Source organism: Pseudomonas sp. rhizo25 (assembly GCF_031931935.1).
Taxonomy (GTDB): domain Bacteria; phylum Pseudomonadota; class Gammaproteobacteria; order Pseudomonadales; family Pseudomonadaceae; genus Aquipseudomonas; species Aquipseudomonas synxantha.
In genome coordinates, this window is record NZ_JAUJXA010000026.1 from 13,036 (window position 1) to 29,492 (window position 16,457).

The window sequence follows — 16,457 nt, forward strand, 5'->3', positions numbered from 1 at the left end:
CTCGCGAAAATCGTCAAGTGTTACGCGGGGTGCCCTGTAGTGCGCGGTGCTGGTGGGTTTTTCGCGAGCAAGCTCGCTCCTACAGTAGTCGGTGAAAGGATCAGCTGCGCGGCCTTCTCCGCGATCATCAGCGTGGGTGAGCAGGTATTGCCGGAGGTGATGCGCGGCATGATCGACGCATCGGCAACGCGCAGGCCGGGAATGCCGTGCACGCGCAGTTGGCTATCGACCACGGCGTCCTGGTCATTGCCCATGCGGCAGGTGCCAACCGGATGGAAGATGGTGGTGCCGATACGGGCAGCGGCTTCGTGCAGTTGTTCTTCGGTTTGCAGCGCGTCGCCGGGCAGGTATTCCACCGGTTTGAACTGGCTCAGGGCCGGTGCGGCGACGATGCGTCGGGTCAGGCGGATGGCGTCGGCGGCCACGCGCAGGTCCTCGGGATGGCTGAGGTAATTGGGTTGTATCAGCGGCGCATCCGCCGGATTGGCCGAGTGAATATCCACGCGGCCGCGGCTTTGCGGGCGCAGGTCGCAGACCGATGCGGTAAACGCCGGGAAGCCGTGCAACGGCTCGCCAAAGCGCTCCAGGGATAGCGGCTGCACATGGTATTCAAGGTTGGCCGAGGTCTGCTCCGGACCGGAGCGAGCAAACGCGCCCAGTTGGCTCGGCGCCATGGACAACGGGCCGCTACGGTCATACAGGTAGCGCAGGCCCATGCCCATTTTGCCCCACAGCGTGCCGGCAATCTGGTTGAGAGTGCGGGCATTTTCCAGCTTGTAGATCAGTCGCAGTTGCAGGTGATCCTGCAGGTTGCCGCCGACCCCAGGCAATTCATGCACTACGCCAATGCCCAGTGGTTTAAGCACATTGGCGGGGCCGATCCCCGAACGTTGCAGAATGCCCGGCGAGCCGACGGCGCCAGCGCACAGTACGATTTCCTTGCGTGCTTTCCAGCTTAGCGGCTGGCCGTGTTGACGGCCCAGCACCTGCGACGCGCGGCCATTTTCCAGCAGCACCCGGTCAACTTCCACGTCAGTCAACACGGTCAGGTTGGGCCGCTGGCGGACTGGCTTGAGAAATGCCTTGGCCGCATTCCAGCGCACACCGGCCTTTTGATTGACCTGGAAGTAGCCGCAACCCTCGTTATCGCCCTGGTTGAAGTCATTGATATTGGCGATGCCGCTCTGGGCTGCCGCTTCACGAAACGCATCGAGGATCGGCCACGACAGGCGCTGTTGTTCGACACGCCACTCGCCGCCATCGCTGTGGAATTCAGAACCGCCGGCAAAGTGGTTTTCGCTGTGCTTGAACAGCGGCAGAACGTCCTTCCAGGCCCAGCCGGTGTTGCCTGCCGCCGCCCAGCCGTCGTAGTCCTGGGCCTGGCCGCGCATGTAGATCATGCCGTTGATTGACGAGCAGCCGCCGAGCACCTTGCCCCTTGGGTAACTCAAGGCGCGCCCTTGCAGGCCGGCCTGGGCTTCGGTCTTGAAGCACCAGTCGGTACGCGGGTTACCAATGCAGAACAGGTAACCGACTGGAATGTGGATCCAAGGGTAATTGTCGCGGCCACCGGCTTCCAGCAGCAGGACGCGGTGGGCGGGGTTGGCGGACAGACGATTGGCCAGCAGGCAACCGGCGGGGCCGGCGCCGACCACGATGTAATCGTATTCAGCAGTTGCAATGGGCATCTGGGGTCTCGCTTGTTTTTCTTATTGCCCCCATCCTAGTTGTTAGTTTTCGTCTTAAAAATGTTAGTTTTTACCCAGCTGCTGTGCGTTTTTAAACAGCGTAGGCCGGGTTCAGGCAAGGGAGGCGACATGTTCGACTGGAATGACCTGCGGTTTTTTCTCGAGTTGCAGCGCAGTGGCCGCCTGCTCACCGCCGCGCAACGCTTGAAGACCACGCATGCCACCGTGGCCCGGCATATCGAGGCTATCGAGAAAAGCCTCGGTACTGCGCTGTTCGTGCAGCATGCCCAGGGTTATGAGCTGACGCCTTCCGGCGAAGCGCTGCTCAAGCATGCCGAAGCCATGGAAAACCTGGCGCTGCTGGCCGAAGACGAACTTACCCACTCCGCTGCGCCCCTGGGCAAGATCCGCCTCGGTGTCGCCGAAGGCCTGGGCGTGATGTTCCTTGCGAGCCGCATGGGTGGATTGTTCGAACGTTACCCGGGTTTGGAAGTGGAGCTGGTCGCGGTGCCGCGCTTTGTCAGCATCCTCAACCGCGAAGCGGAGATCAGCATCCACTTGGAACGCCCCAGCGTCGATCAACTGGTGACGCGCAAACTCACCGACTACCGCCTCGCGCTATATGCCAGCCGCGCTTACCTTGCGCGCAACCCGCCCATCGAAAAACGCGAAGACCTCGCGGCCCATGCCTGGATCGATTACGTGGATGATTTGCTGTTCAGCCAGGAACTGAAATTTCTCAGCAGCTTCTGCCGTAACCCCAAGGTGGTGTTCCACAGCACCAGCGTCATTGCCCAGCACCAGGCGGCGCGTTCTGGGTTGGGCATTGCCGTGCTGCCGTGCTTCATGGCGGCTGGCGATGCGGACTTGGTGCCATTGCTGCCGGGGGAGAGCATCCAGCGCAGCTACTGGATCAGCTCGCGCCGGGAGCTGCACAAGTCGGTGCGGTTGCGGGTGTTGTGGGATTATGTGGTGGAGTTGTGTGCCCGGGAGCAGGGTTTGCTGCTCGGCGAATCCCACTGACGGAACGGGGAAAATGTGGGAGGGGGCTTGCCCCCTCCCACATTTGATCTGAGTTTAACTTTAGAGCTTCACGACTTGATGCACCTGCTCGGCACACGCCCGAGCCTCGTCAATCATCTTGCCGAACGCATCACTGGCCACTTCCTCATGGGTCAGCCAGCGCTTCTTCTGGCTCAGGCGAGAGTGATACCGCAGCGAACCCTCCTCCAGTTTCCCTTCCAGGTCGAGGTCGTACCATGGCGAGCGTACCTTGCAGCCGGGGATGGCTTTTTCCATGCGCCCGCCCGCGAGGGTGTAGGTGTAGTCATAGGTTTCAGGGTTACCCAGGTAGAGGTCGGCCTGTTGTCCGTGGCGGCGATAGTTGATGTAGCCCTCCCAGCGGTCTTTCAACGACGGGTCGGTGTAGACGTAGTCATTGGCCAGTTTTTCCAGGGCCCGCTGGTCGTTCATCCGTGCGGTGACGCTGTAGCCGTCATGCACCACAAAACCGGTGGGTTCACGGGTGATCTGGCAGCCGCTGATGTCATTGCCGAAGTTGGCGCAGATGTCTTGGTCGGTGGCGGTGGCGCCTTGTCGGCGGTCGGCGGCGCTCAATTGCATCAGCCACAGGCGGCTGAAGGTCACGGTGGCCTCGACAGCGCCATCGCCTTCCTTACCGAACTGCACATGTTTGTCCAGGCGCACCACGACCTCGGGGCGCTCCAGCGGGATATGTTCTTCGCGCACCTGGCCCTGGGCATCGTTGACCAGCACCCAGCGGTCCTGGATATCGGGCATGGTCTGGCCGGGGGCGAAGACCGGGTTGGTGGGGTCGAGCCACCACACTTGCCCATCCACTTCGGCACGCACGATGGCGTGGTTTGGCGCCTGGGGGCCAGGGATCAGCAAGGCGGCTGCTACATCGCCACGGCTCACCCATGCGGTCTCGGCCTTGATGCCACTGGCCTTGAGCATGGCGGTCAGCAGGGTTGCCAGGTCTTTGCAGTCGCCGTAACCGTGCTGCTCGATTTCCGCCAGGCTAAATGGCACGTAGCCACGCTCGGTGGCGCGCCAGTCACCCAGGTAGCGGTAGTGATCATTGATGTGCTGCATCAGCGCAGCCACTTGTTCGGCCGGTGCCAAGCTGCGTGCGGCGGTCACGGCGGCGGCGGCTTGCGCCGGCAGGCTGGCACCGAGGATCTGGTTGTAGCGCTGGGCAAAATCACCGAAATAGGCTTGGCGATCCACCGCGCTGCCCACTTCCAGACGTGGAATGCGCAGCAATCCGGCGGCGGAAGATTCATTGATGTAGTTGACGAAGATCGGCGCTTTGAGCACCACATCCAGGGTCTTGCCGTTGCTCGAAGGAGTGACCTTGAAACCGTCGAGCATCTCACTGCGCCATTGGATCGGCCGTTCGGCGGTGAAGCGCGCCTTGAAGCGATCGCGGCGGACCGCGCGGGGGCCGAATTTGAGCACATAGTGGAACTGGGTCACCAGCGGCTTGGCTGGGTAGTGCTCGCGTACGGTGTAGCGGATCTGTGTGCCCACCCGCAGGTTGGGGAAGGCCAGGGAGGTTTGCTTGTCGCGGCCGAAGCCCTGGTCCGGGTTGGGTGCGGTGCGCGTGTCAATTTGCGTGTCGGCCAGGGCCACCGGCTTGGCGCCAGGCTGGGTGGACTGCGCGCTGATCACTTTGAAGGTGTCACCTTCGGAGTAATCGAAGTCGATGCGCGAGAGCATTTCGCGGCCGCTGGGCTTGAGGATGGTGTAGTGCTCGGTGGTGGTGCAGTCGGTGCTGGCGTCGCGGTTGAAGTGGCAGTGCAGCTCGGTGTCGCTGGCCAGCGGAGCTTCGGCCATGGGCTGCAGTGCAGCACAAACAGAATGGCTGACCAGCCCCAGGCTGATCGCGATCAAAGGGCGGTGAAACGAAAAACGGTACATGGGCGCCTCGGGTGACACATTGAAACAACTACCCTGCGGGTAGCGAGAAGGCGCCGGATGATAATGGATCTCAACGGTGAAAGCCAGGATTGTTCGACAATTTATCCGGCTGAAAGGCCCGTGCTAGAGCCTTTTGTTTGATTCAGATCAAGGTTTTAGCAGTTCGAATTGCGCGCTGGCGAGGCGCTCGCCGTTGATCAAGACATGCACCCGATGTATGCCGGGATAGTGCTTGCGCGTGGTCAATTCGCGGATGTGTTGCTCGCGGTTGATGCGCTGCCGCGCGCCTGCGCCCAAGGTAAAGGCTTTGAGCTTGAACACTTTGGACGCGCTATGGCCAGCACTTTTGACGTAGTCGATAGCGTAATCCACCACCAGTTTTTGCGCGTGGGGTGCGGTGGATGCCAGGTTGAACGACAGATTGATGCGCTCGCCCAAGCGGATCGCTGCCGGGGTGACACTCAACTGATCAATCGTCACCTCGGCCTTGGCCCCGGCGCCCATGATCGTCAGTGCGCGGGTGTTGCCTTGCTTGATCAGACTGCGCAGCGCATGGCGGGCGATCCAGGCAGTGTGCGGGTTGTCCAGGTCCCAGCCTTCGATCAGGCTGAGCACCCAGCCCGGATGGTCCTTGGTGATGTCATTGAGGTGGTTGGCCACCGACTTGCGCACGTAGAGGCTGCTGTCGGCCTTGAGGTTATCCAGGACCGACGCACACAGCTGGGGGTTGGCTTGCACGTTGGCCAGGCGAAACGACCAGGGCAGGCGAGGGCGAGAGCCTTCGCTGGCCAGGCGGCGTACGTGTTCGTTGGCATCCAGCGACCATTGCTGCATCACCGCCAACGTGCGCTCGAAGTCGTGCAGCAAGAAATGGCGAATGGCGAACTCGGCCGAGCCAAAGGTGGTGAAAAATTTCAGCGCCGCCATGGAACGCTTGAAGTCACCTAGGCCATAGCTCGCCACATAGTGCGGCAAAAACAGACTGACAAAACCACTGTTGATACGCGGCGCCAAGGCGTGAAGGAGCTTGAGGGTTTGCGCGTAATCCAGGGGGATCACCGCGTGCAGGCTCTCGCTGACCCGCGCCATGCGCTGCATCACCGACAGCTCGGCCAGTCCGGCTGTGGCGTGCGTGAGAAAGCCCTTGGCGTCGAACGCCGGGTACACCGCGCTCATCTCGGAGGCGATATGTTGCAGGCGTTCGACGTTGAAGAGTTCCTTGAGGGCCGGGGCGCTTTGGTCGGTCATCGGTGCTTCCGTGGGGTTGAGTCAGAGAAACCAGCGGTATTCCCGCGCATGGATTTCCTGCTGAAAGGCCAGGTGATCCTGGCGTTTGTTTTCGCAATACACATCGACAAATTCTGCGCCCAGCTTATCGCGCAATAGCGGTTGATGCTGCATGGCGCGCACGGCATCGAGCATTTCCACCGGGAAGTCGGTGCCGCTGCTGCGGTCCTCGTTCAGCGGCGCTATGGGTTCACGCTTGGCTTCGAGCCCATGCTCCAGCCCCGCCAGAATCGCTGCCAGTACCAGATAGGGGTTGGCATCGGCGCTGGCCAAGCGGTGTTCGATACGCAGGTTGCGCGGGTCAGATTCGGGAATGCGCACGCAGGCGTCACGGTCTTCAAAGCCCCAGCTGGCCCGTGTCGCGGCGTTGACGGTGCCACCCAGGCGACGGAAGGCGTTGTGGTTGGGCGAGAAGATTGGCATGCAGTGGGGCAGCAACTCCAGGCAGCCGGCCACCGCATGGCGCAACGCCTGCTGTTGATGAGCCGCGAGCAGGTTATTGCCCGCCGCGTCGTAAAGGCTGACATGCACGTGCATGCCGCTGCCGGGAAATTGCAGGTAGGGTTTGGCCATGAAGCTGGCGCGGTAACCGTGCTTGAGCGCCACGCCACGGGTGCTGCGGCAGAACAGGGCGGCCCAGTCGGCGGCGCGCAGGCCATCGTCGCAGTGGCCGAAATTGATCTCGAACTGGCCGGGACCGATTTCGGCGGTGATCACCGTGATGTCGATGCCCTGGGCCTTGGCGGTTTGCGCCATGTCGTCCAGCACTTCGCTGAAACGCGAAAGCCGTTCGATATGCAGGTTGGGCTGGTCGTCGGCGTCATCGCTCAGCGGATCGCGGGCAAATTGTGGCAGGCCGTTGTCGAGCTTTTTATCGAACAGGTAGAACTCCAGTTCAAACGCTACTACCGGGTGAATGCCCTTGTGCTGCAAGCGTTCCAGCACCTTGGCCAGGACTTCGCGGGGTTCGAACTCGATCGGTGCCTCGGTGCCGTCCGAGGTGATGAGCATTTGCCCCAATGGCTGCGACTCCCAGCTCACCGGCTTGAGCGTACCGGGCACCAGTCGCCGGTTGGCATCGGGGTCACCATCGTTGAAGCAGTAGTCGCCAATCTTGAACAACCCACCCTGGGCCCCCAGCAACACGGCGTTCTGTGGCAGCTTCAACGGGCTGCCGGCGGCAACTTTCTCAAGCATCTCCACCGGGTAGCGCTTGCCGTAGAAATGCCCGGGGATGTCCAGGGCGATCAGGTCGACATAGCGCACGTCGGGATGGTTCTGGCGAAAGCTCCGTACTTCGGCCAGCAACGTGGAGGAATGGCTTTTCACGGGTGCAGCTCCTAGTTGTAGACCCACAGGACGCGGGCGGGCAGGTCGGTCAGGTTGGCGTAGCGGCAGTGGGCGAAACTGGCCAGGTGGAAGCTGTCGCCGGGGCCGAGGGTGACCGGGTCGGCCTCACCGTCCACCCACAGGGTCAACTCGCCTTCCAGCACAAAGCCGGCCTGTTCGGCGCGGTCACTCATGCTTTGTTCGCCGCTGTTGGCGCCGGGGGCCAACAGGCTATCGAGCATCGAAAACGCGCCGTTCATGCTCGGCGACACCAGGATGTCGGTGATGCCATTGGCGTAATACACCGTGCGCCGCTCGTTAGGGCGGGTGACCCAGTCCACGGCCTTGGGTTTAGGCAGGCTGTAGAAATAGGTGGTCGGTACGTCAAGGGCGTGGCTGATGGCAGTCAAGTCGGCCACGGTCGGACGCGACAGGCCGCGTTCGACCTGGGATAGGAAACCCACCGACCGCTCGATTTTTTGCGCGAGTTGGGCCAGGGTGAGCTTCTTGTGTTTGCGCAGGTCGTGGATCAGCGCTGCGAGGGTGGCGAGTTCTTCTTGTGGGGTCATGAAATTTGTATCGGATAATTTCATGAAAAATTACAGGATTAATTTCACGGAGGCAACGGTGATGGAACTTGAAGCGCATTTATTCGCGCTGGAACAGGAGCTTCAGGCGTGTACGACGCGCTCTGATGCACACCGGCTGGGGCAACTGCTTGCGGATGATTTCGTTGAGTTTGGTGCCAGTGGCACTGTCTGGGGTAGCAAGGCCGAGGTGATTGCCGGGTTGCAGGATGAGGTGTTTTCCGAGCGGCGCATGACTGAATTTGCGCTGAAAATGCTCAGCACCAACGTGGCGCTGGTGACCTATCGCGGTCATCGCCAAGGCGTAGGGAGTTCATTGCGCAGTTCGGTGTGGCGCGAAGAGCAAGGGCAGTGGCGGATGGTCTTTCACCAAGGCACACCTGCGCAGTGACTCCTGCCTTGTGGTAGGCGCTTGCTGCAAGGTGAGCAGGCTGAATGATTCTGTGTCGTTGCGGTCGGACACTGGGTACGCACCATTAATTGAAGGAGCACCCATGAAGTCTAAAACCCTAGCCGCCTGCCTGCTGGTCGCCGCCGGCCTGTCCACCGCCAGCTTTGTCGTGCAGGCCGGTGATACACCCCAGGAAACCGTGCAACCTTCAAACATCAATGCCCGGGACCTGAAAGAAGGTGACCGCGCCCCGGATATGCTGATGCGCAAGGAGTCAGCGGTCAGCGATTGGAAAAAGCGCGGTCTGAAGGCTCCGGGGGATGATAATCAGTGGGCGCGGGTAGGCGACAAGTTCGTGCTGCTCAAGACCACCAACGGCACGATCCTTGAGATCACCCCGGTGAAGAAATAATCCACCACCACCACCTGCTGCTTTGCAGGTGTTCTATTTCATAGCCGCGTCGATGAAGGCAAATCATCGAGGGTGAGCTTGCCGACGTTGTTGCTCTGCAGCTCGTAACGCAGCTCATCCACCATCTTTTCCACTTCTTGTGGGGTCTGCAGGCGGTTAGTGCTGATGCCGGTGACCACCAGGTCGACCCGGCCGGTCTCGGCGTCGTAGACCTTGAGGGTCAATGACGCATCCCGGCACAAGGTGAATTCGCACGTCAGCGGTGACAGGCCTTCTTCGATGCAGTTGCGCAGTTGGGAGAGGGTAAACATGCGGGTTCCTTCAAGGCAAAAGTACGATCCCTTGAAGGTTATTGATTGCACCGCCGCTCAATAAGGCGAATTCGCACTAGGTGGACTAGTGCATTTGTATGTTCAGCGTTTGTTTTTAACCCGCAATTCGCCGGCAAACAGCCCGCGTTCACGGGCCCAGACGATGGCTGCACTGCGGCTGTGCACCCCCAGCTTTGAATACACCGTAGCCACATGGTTACGCACGGTATTGGGTGCCAGTTTCAGGCGCGATGCGATCTCTTTGTCGGCCAGACCCTCGCAGATCAGGCCCAGCACATCACGCTCCCGGGCGGTCAGGTCGGTGAAGGCTACATTGGGCAGGTTTGGGCTATTGACGCTTTTGGCGTTGGCCAGTTTTTCGATCAGGGTCTGGCTGAACCATGATGCGTCCTGCATCACCTCCTCAATGGCCGCTACCAGCTCAAGCTCAGAGCGTTTGCGTTCGGTGATGTTCATCAGCACCATCAGGTAGCAGGGCACGTCCTGAATGATCACGGTATCGGCGGACACCACGCAATCGATCACCTCGTTGCCTTTCTTGCGCACCTTGAGGTCCTGGCCGTCGAGGTTGCCGGCTTTCTCCAGTGTGGCAAACAGTTGCGCACCGGCCTGGGGGCTGTCGATAAAGTTGATTTCTTCGATGGATTTGCCGATCAGTTCCTCACTGATATAACCGGTGATCGTCATGAAGGCTTCGTTGATATCCACTACTTGGCGGTTGACGGCGCTGCACACCAGGGTCGGCACTGGCGTCAGGCGGAAGGATTTGGCGAAGCGCTCTTCACTCTGGCGCAGGGCAATTTCCGCTTTGCGCCTGGGCTCCAGGTCGGTAAAGGAAAACAGCATGCAGTCTTCCTCGTTCATGTCCAATGGCTGACCGGCCACAATCACTAGTTTGCTGCCGCCTTCGGGCAGTTTCAGTTCGGCCTGCATCTGCGGGATGGTCGCGCCTTCGCCCAGGCGCTCGATGGCCAGGTCCTTGCGCTCTGCTTGCTCCAGCACATCCAGTTCATACACGGACTTGCCGATGACCTGGTCGCGGTTGTAGCCGGTCATCTCCAGGAAGCCCTGGTTGACCTTGATATAACGCAGATCGCTCAAGCGACAGATCACTGCAGGCGCCGGGTTGGCGTTGAAGGTTTTCTCGAAGCGCTGCTCGGCGCTGGCCCATTCGGTGGCGTCGCTGAGGATCAGCACCAGCAGCTCCGGCTCGCCCTTGGCGTCAGTCAACACCAGGCTGCGCAAACGATGTACCCAGTGACGACTTTCATCTGCGGCGGGGGTGACCTCCACCACCACATCGCTGAACTCTTCACCGGCTGCTACGCGGCTTAAGGGGTAGCTGTCCAGCTGTAACGGATGATTGTTGCGATAGCGCAGAGCGAAACGCTCGGCGTACGCCTCGGTGTTCGCGCCGAGCTCCTCGACTTCGCTGACTCCATGCATGGCCAGCGCGGCCTCATTGGCCCAGAGGATGGTCTGGTCGACCTCGGCCAGAATCACGCCGTCGGACAGCCCGGAGATGATCTGCTGCAATTGACGGCGGTTGGTTTCTTTGGCGAGAACATCCTGGGTCATAACTTCTCCGTGAGGGCGTGTCTAGGGCGCATGGGACTACGACATCCCGGCTTCAGGATAGTGCAGAGCAATTAACCCAGGGGCAGTGCGAATGCACTACCTGGCCTGGTGCATATGGCCCACGACTGAACGTATGTCGTTTCGCCACACTCCCACTCCACAAGGCGCATTGCCTTGCTCCTGAAACTGAAAAGGACCTTTGTATGACCACTGTCTATGAAACCAATCGATCGCTATTCCGTGTGTCGTGGAGTTCGGTACTGGCCGGTAGTGCAATCGCACTGGTGACCTACCTGGTATTGAGTGTGTTGGGTACGGCTATTGGCGCCAGCGCTGTGGACCCCATGGAAGCGGGTAACCCCTTGAACGGTTTCGGCACCGGCGCGGGCATCTGGCTGTTTGTCTCGACGTTGGTGGCTGTTGCGCTGGGTGCCTTCGTGGCCGGGCGCACCGCACCGGATCGTGGTGGCCTGCACGGCGTATTGACCTGGACCCTGACCACTTTGCTCACTACCTGGCTGCTGGCTGGTTTGGCCGCCAGCGTTGTCGGCACTGCCGGCAACGTAGTGGGCAAAGGCCTGTCAGCTGCCGGCAGTGGCATTGCCGCCGCTGCGCCGGGGATCGGCAACAGCCTCAAGCAGCAGTTGAACGAGCAAGGCATCCAGCTTGACTGGAACAGCCTGCAAGGCCAGTTGGACACCTTGCTCAAGCAGAGTGGCAAGGCTGAACTGGACCCGGCTAATGTCGAGCAGAAAGCCGACCAGGCTGGCGCTGATGGCAAGCAATCGGCTACCGATGCAGCGACCAACCCTGCCCAGGCCGGCGATGAGTTGAAGCAGTGGTTCGAACGTGTCAAAGCCTCCGGCGAACCGGCGCTGAATGCGGCGGATAAAGAAGCATTGGTCAACATCGTTGCTGCCCGCACCGGCAAGAGCAAAGAAGAAGCGACGCAGATCGTTGATAACTATGCCCAGGCTTATCAGCAAGCCATGCAGAAGGTCGAGCAGCTCAAGCAACAGGCTGAGCAGAAAGCCCGTGAAGCCGGTGAAGTAGCGGCCAAGCAACTGTCCCGCGCCGCCTGGAGCACCTTGGCTATGCTGCTGTTGGGCGCGGCCTTGAGCTTCTTTATCGGCCGTATCGCGTTGACTACCCGTCGCGTGCCATTGGCTTAAAACTGTCTGCGGCAAGGACGCCGCCTGTGTGAACGGGTAAAATGCTGGCATTTTACCCGTATCACGCAAAGGTGCACCTTGAGCGCAGGCAAAGCCGCAGGACTGTTATTACTCACCTCTCTGTTGGCGGCGTGCGGCACCTCGCCGCCGCGCACGCCGAACGATATCTGCGGCATCTTTCGCGAAAAGGATGACTGGTACGACGCCGCCAAGGTCACGCAAAAGCGTTGGGGCGTACCGATCCAGGTGCCGCTGGCCATCATGTATCAGGAATCGGGCTTTCGCCACGACGCCAAGACCCCGCGTAAATACCTGCTGTGGATCATCCCCTGGGGCCGCGTGTCCACCGCTTCGGGCTACGCCCAGGCCAAGGATGAAGTGTGGAACGACTACCGCAAAGCCACCGGCCGCAGCGGCGCTGATCGCGAAGACTTCGACGACGCCATCGACTTTATCGGCTGGTACATGGACAAGACCTACACCATCAATGGCGTCTACAAATACGACGCTTATGGCCAATACCTGAACTACCACGAAGGCTGGGGCGGCTACCGCCAGCGCACCTACGCCAGCAAAGCCTGGCTGCTACCGGTGGCGAGCAAGGTGCAGGCGCGTTCGCAGATGTACGCACGGCAATATGCCGGGTGCAAGAATGAGTTGGGGCGCGGGTTCTGGAGCCGGTTCTGGCATTGGTTGTAAAGGCCGACACAGCGACCTTTGGATGCAGGCAGATTAAATGTGGGAGGGGGCTTGCTCCCGATAGCAGAGTGTCAGCCAATGATGAGGTGGCTGATGCGCCGCCATCGGGAGCAAGCCCCCTCCCACAGTAGATTGCGGTACGACGCTGGATCTGTGGCGAGACTGTTGGCAACGAAGACTAGCCACGCAATGTGAGCGGCGCAAGCGGTTGGGATTCTCTCGGAAACGTCCTTCAAGTTAAAGGGAAATGTCATTGTTCCGACTGTTCCTACACTTGCCAAACCCAGCCGATTCTGGGAAAACCTCAGCCTTTCACGCCTTCAACGAGCCCCCTATGAGCAACGACGAACTGCAGATCACCGACATCCGCCCGGGCACTGGAAAAACCGTGGTCAAGGGCGCGCTGATCACGACCCAATACACCGGCACCCTGGAAGATGGCACCGAGTTCGATTCTTCGTGGGAGCGGGGCAAGCCGTTCCAGTGCGTGATTGGCACCGGTCGCGTGATCAAGGGCTGGGACCAGGGGTTGATGGGTATGCAAGTCGGCGGTGTACGCACGTTGCATGTACCGGCGCACCTGGCCTACGGCGAGCGCTCCATGGGCGCGCATATCAAGCCCAACAGCGACTTGCGCTTTGAGATCGAGTTGCTGGAAGTGCTGACCCGGGATGACTGAGTAGCGCCTATAAGGGTGGGAGGGGGCTTGCTCCCGATGGCGTTGCATCAGTCATCACATCATTGGCTGACACTCTGCTATCGGGAGCAAGCCCCTCTCACATCCAAACTTCAGTGGTTTCAAAAATACAATTCCTGAACCCATCCTGAAGAATCTTCTTATTCCTCACGCGGTAACTTTCCTACGGTTTACTCCGCTCAGATCGCGGCGTAAGCTTCGCGCGTTTTCATCAATAGCGGAGACCCTCAGTGGGTACTTGTTCGAGTGACAGTTGTCGGCCGGTCTCGGTAACCGGCGCATACTTGGCAAGATAACGCGCATGTTCCAGATGCCGTTGTCTCGCCTCACAAAGCGAGAAGCGGCATCCCGGCAGTGGCCAGTCCTGGCGCCTGCCTGAATCCCTCTCATCGACGCTGACCAGCACCTGGGTAACCTCGGGATGCTACGGACGCGCCTGCCTTTTTTACGGTGGGCGGGCCAGGTTCGGCTGTGCCTGTGTGACGGGCGCGGTGCGGATGGGCAGTACCTGCACGACGGGTTTTCCTCGCGCAGGAGTAACATCATGAACCTCACGCTGCTCAAAGAGTTCTTCGCCGGCTTCCTGCGGACCCGGCATATCGCCCGGCATTTTCGCCGGCTGGCAATGCTCGAAACCGTTACCGACGCCAGCGTCAGCCGCGAAGTCCCGCCAAACCTGGCGCACACCCTGGTGGCTGCGGCCAATGGCAGTGCCGTGCAGTTGCTGGGTGTGCTGGGCAGTCATTCGGCGGGGCTCACTATCCAGGAGGCCGACGCCCTGCGTGTGCAATACGGCCTCAACGAAGTCGAGCATGAGCAGCCGCTGCCGTGGTGGGTGCACCTGTGGCACTGCTACAAGAACCCGTTCAACCTGCTGCTGACGTTGCTGGCAGTGATCTCCTGGCTGACCGAGGACATGAAGGCCGCCACGGTGATTTTTTCCATGGTGGTGCTGTCGACCCTGTTGCGCTTTTGGCAGGAGGCCAAGTCGAACAAGGCGGCCGACGCCTTGAAGGCCATGGTGAGCAACACCGCCACCGTACTGCGCCGCGATGCCGCCAAGCGTATTGAACTGCCGATCAAGCAACTGGTGCCGGGCGACCTGATTGTATTGTCGGCCGGTGACATGATTCCCGCTGACTGCCGCGTGCTCAGCGCCAAGGACCTGTTCGTCAGCCAGGCGGCGATGACCGGTGAATCCATGCCGGTGGAGAAATTCACCCACCAGCAGGATGCCCATACCCGCAACCCGCTGGAGTTGGAGAACATCCTGTTCATGGGCACCAACGTGGTGTCCGGCGCCGCTACTGCGGTGGTCCTGGCTACCGGCAACAATACCTATTTCGGTGCGTTGGCCCAACGTGTCACGGCCACTGATCGCGCGACCACTTCGTTCCAGCACGGGGTCAACAAGGTCAGCTGGTTGCTGATCCGCTTTATGTTCGTGATGGCGCCGCTGGTGTTGTTCATCAACGGTTTCACCAAGGGCGATTGGACCGAGGCGCTGTTGTTTGCGCTGTCGATCGCCGTCGGCCTGACCCCCGAAATGCTGCCGATGATCGTCACCTCGACCTTGGCCAAGGGCGCGGTATTCCTGTCGCGCAAGAAGGTCATCGTCAAGCGCCTGGACGCGATCCAGAACTTCGGCGCCATGGACGTGCTGTGCACCGACAAGACCGGCACGCTGACCCAGGACAAGATATTCCTGGCGCGCCATGTGGACGTGTGGGGTGAGGAGTCCGACGACGTACTGGAAATGGCCTACCTCAACAGCTACTACCAGACCGGCCTGAAAAACCTGCTGGACGTGGCGGTGCTTGAGCACGTGGAAATCCATCGCGAGCTGAAAGTCGGCACCGCGTTCCATAAGGTCGATGAGATCCCCTTCGACTTCAACCGCCGCCGCATGTCAGTGGTGGTGGCCGAGCAGGACCGGCCGCACCTGTTGATCTGCAAAGGTGCGGTGGAGGAGATCTTGTCGGTGTGCACCAGCGTGCGCCACGGCGACGTCAATGAAGCTCTGAGCGAAGAACTACTGGCGCGCATTCGCCAAGTGACCGCGGCCTTTAACGAAGAAGGGCTGCGTGTGGTGGCGGTGGCGGCGCAGCCGATGCCGGCCGGGCGTGACACCTACAGCCTGGCGGATGAAAACAACCTGACCCTGATCGGCTACGTGGCGTTTCTCGACCCGCCCAAGGAAAGCACCGCACCCGCCCTCAAGGCCCTGAAAGCCCATGGCGTAGCGGTGAAAGTGCTGACCGGTGACAACGAACTGGTCACGGCTAAGATCTGCCGCGAAGTGGGCCTGGAGCAACAAGGCCTGCTGATGGGCAACGATATCGAAGCCATGGACGACGCCGAACTGGCCCAGGCTGTGGAAACCACCAATGTGTTCGCCAAGCTCACGCCCAGCCACAAGGAGCGCATCGTGCGCCTGCTCAAGGTCAATGGGCATGTGGTGGGGTTTATGGGTGACGGCATCAACGACGCCCCGGCATTGCGCACGGCCGATATCGGTATTTCGGTGGACGGCGCGGTGGACATCGCCAAGGAAGCCGCTGACATCATCCTGCTGGAAAAGAGCCTGATGATTCTGGAGGAGGGCGTGCTGGAAGGTCGGCGTACCTTCGCCAATATGCTCAAGTACATCAAGATGACGGCCAGCTCCAACTTCGGCAACGTGTTCTCGGTGCTGGTGGCCAGCGCGTTCATCCCGTTCCTGCCGATGCTGCCGATGCATTTGCTGGTGCAGAACCTGCTGTATGACATTTCCCAGATTGCGATTCCGTTCGATAACGTCGATGACGAAATGCTCGCCACGCCGCAACGCTGGCAGCCAGGGGAGGTGGGGCGCTTCATGCTGTTTTTCGGGCCGATCAGCTCGATCTTCGACATCACCACGTTCGCACTCATGTGGTATGTGTTTGATGCCAACACCCCGGACCACCAGACCCTGTTCCAATCCGGCTGGTTCGTGGTGGGGCTGCTGACCCAGACCCTGATCGTGCACATGATCCGTACCCCGAAAATCCCCTTCCTGCAAAGCCGCGCGGCGCTGCCGTTGATGCTGATGACCGGGGTGATCATGGCCGTCGGGATTTTCCTGCCGATGGGGCCGCTGGCGCACTACTTCAAATTGCAGGCGCTGCCGTCGCTGTATTTCGTATTTTTGCCGGTGATTCTGCTGGCGTACATGGCGCTGACCCAGGCGGTGAAGGGCTTTTATATCCGCCGGTTCGGCTGGCAATAACCCTGTAGGAGCGGGCTTGCCTGCGAGAATCGTTAACGATGACGCGGGCCTTCTGACGCACCGCGCCGCCCTCAGGTTTTTCGCGAGCAAGC

At 60.5% G+C, this 16,457-nt stretch carries 14 protein-coding genes; 7 read left to right on the forward strand and 7 right to left on the reverse strand.

The window, feature by feature from the left end; all coding sequences use genetic code 11:
- Positions 1-20: 20 nt before the first annotated feature.
- The gene (locus tag QZR30_RS26985) at positions 21-1,688 is read right to left on the reverse strand and encodes a GMC family oxidoreductase (RefSeq protein ID WP_311904681.1); all 1,668 of its coding nucleotides are present in this window, start codon (positions 1,686-1,688) and stop codon (positions 21-23) included.
- A 129-nt stretch (positions 1,689-1,817) separates the two neighbouring features.
- Between QZR30_RS26985 and QZR30_RS26990 the strand changes: the two genes are divergently transcribed.
- On the forward strand, positions 1,818-2,711 hold the full coding sequence (locus QZR30_RS26990; protein ID WP_311904682.1) for a LysR family transcriptional regulator: 894 nt from the start codon (positions 1,818-1,820) through the stop codon (positions 2,709-2,711).
- Between the two features lie 60 nt (positions 2,712-2,771).
- Here the strand turns inward: QZR30_RS26990 and QZR30_RS26995 are convergent, their stop codons facing one another.
- From QZR30_RS26995 to QZR30_RS27010, 4 genes are all read right to left on the reverse strand, one after another.
- The gene (locus QZR30_RS26995) at positions 2,772-4,631 is read right to left on the reverse strand and encodes a DUF3857 domain-containing transglutaminase family protein (protein ID WP_311904683.1); all 1,860 of its coding nucleotides are present in this window, start codon (positions 4,629-4,631) and stop codon (positions 2,772-2,774) included.
- Positions 4,632-4,778: 147 nt separating this feature from the next.
- Positions 4,779-5,879: a DNA alkylation repair protein gene (locus QZR30_RS27000; RefSeq protein WP_311904684.1), complete on the reverse strand. Its 1,101-nt coding sequence runs from the start codon at positions 5,877-5,879 to the stop codon at positions 4,779-4,781.
- Positions 5,880-5,900: 21 nt separating this feature from the next.
- On the reverse strand, positions 5,901-7,247 hold the full coding sequence (locus QZR30_RS27005) for a glutamine synthetase family protein (protein WP_046071986.1): 1,347 nt from the start codon (positions 7,245-7,247) through the stop codon (positions 5,901-5,903).
- A gap of 11 nt (positions 7,248-7,258) precedes the next feature.
- The gene (locus QZR30_RS27010) at positions 7,259-7,816 is read right to left on the reverse strand and encodes a helix-turn-helix domain-containing protein (protein ID WP_046071987.1); all 558 of its coding nucleotides are present in this window, start codon (positions 7,814-7,816) and stop codon (positions 7,259-7,261) included.
- On the opposite strand from QZR30_RS27010, the gene QZR30_RS27015 reads away from it, so the two are divergent.
- Both QZR30_RS27015 and QZR30_RS27020 read left to right on the forward strand, forming a co-directional pair.
- Positions 7,815-8,225 carry a nuclear transport factor 2 family protein gene (locus QZR30_RS27015; protein ID WP_311904685.1) on the forward strand — a complete coding sequence of 137 codons (411 nt, stop codon included), beginning with the start codon at positions 7,815-7,817 and terminating at the stop codon, positions 8,223-8,225. The genes QZR30_RS27010 and QZR30_RS27015 overlap by 2 nt on opposite strands.
- Before the next feature lie 103 nt (positions 8,226-8,328).
- Positions 8,329-8,637 carry an RcnB family protein gene (locus tag QZR30_RS27020; protein WP_046071989.1) on the forward strand — a complete coding sequence of 103 codons (309 nt, stop codon included), beginning with the start codon at positions 8,329-8,331 and terminating at the stop codon, positions 8,635-8,637.
- A gap of 38 nt (positions 8,638-8,675) precedes the next feature.
- Here the strand turns inward: QZR30_RS27020 and QZR30_RS27025 are convergent, their stop codons facing one another.
- Together QZR30_RS27025 and QZR30_RS27030 are read right to left on the reverse strand one after the other, a co-directional pair.
- Complete coding sequence (locus QZR30_RS27025; protein ID WP_046071990.1) at positions 8,676-8,948, reverse strand: DUF1652 domain-containing protein; 273 nt, start codon at positions 8,946-8,948, stop codon at positions 8,676-8,678.
- A 102-nt stretch (positions 8,949-9,050) separates the two neighbouring features.
- Positions 9,051-10,547, reverse strand: a complete 1,497-nt coding sequence (locus tag QZR30_RS27030) for a PAS domain S-box protein (protein ID WP_046071991.1) — start codon at positions 10,545-10,547, stop codon at positions 9,051-9,053.
- 203 nt (positions 10,548-10,750) lie between these two features.
- Here QZR30_RS27030 and QZR30_RS27035 point away from each other — a divergent pair, with 203 nt between their 5' ends.
- The 4 genes from QZR30_RS27035 (at position 10,751) to mgtA (ending at position 16,365) form a co-directional block, all read left to right on the forward strand.
- Positions 10,751-11,719 (forward strand): hypothetical protein, encoded by a 969-nt coding sequence (locus QZR30_RS27035; RefSeq protein ID WP_046071992.1) that lies wholly within the window; start codon positions 10,751-10,753, stop codon positions 11,717-11,719.
- 78 nt (positions 11,720-11,797) lie between these two features.
- On the forward strand, positions 11,798-12,418 hold the full coding sequence (locus tag QZR30_RS27040; protein ID WP_056846090.1) for a transglycosylase SLT domain-containing protein: 621 nt from the start codon (positions 11,798-11,800) through the stop codon (positions 12,416-12,418).
- A gap of 334 nt (positions 12,419-12,752) precedes the next feature.
- Entirely contained in the window at positions 12,753-13,097 is a 345-nt protein-coding gene (locus tag QZR30_RS27045) for an FKBP-type peptidyl-prolyl cis-trans isomerase (RefSeq protein ID WP_311904687.1), read from the forward strand.
- A gap of 562 nt (positions 13,098-13,659) precedes the next feature.
- Entirely contained in the window at positions 13,660-16,365 is a 2,706-nt protein-coding gene (mgtA, locus tag QZR30_RS27050) for a magnesium-translocating P-type ATPase (protein WP_311904689.1), read from the forward strand.
- Positions 16,366-16,457 lie beyond the last annotated feature (92 nt).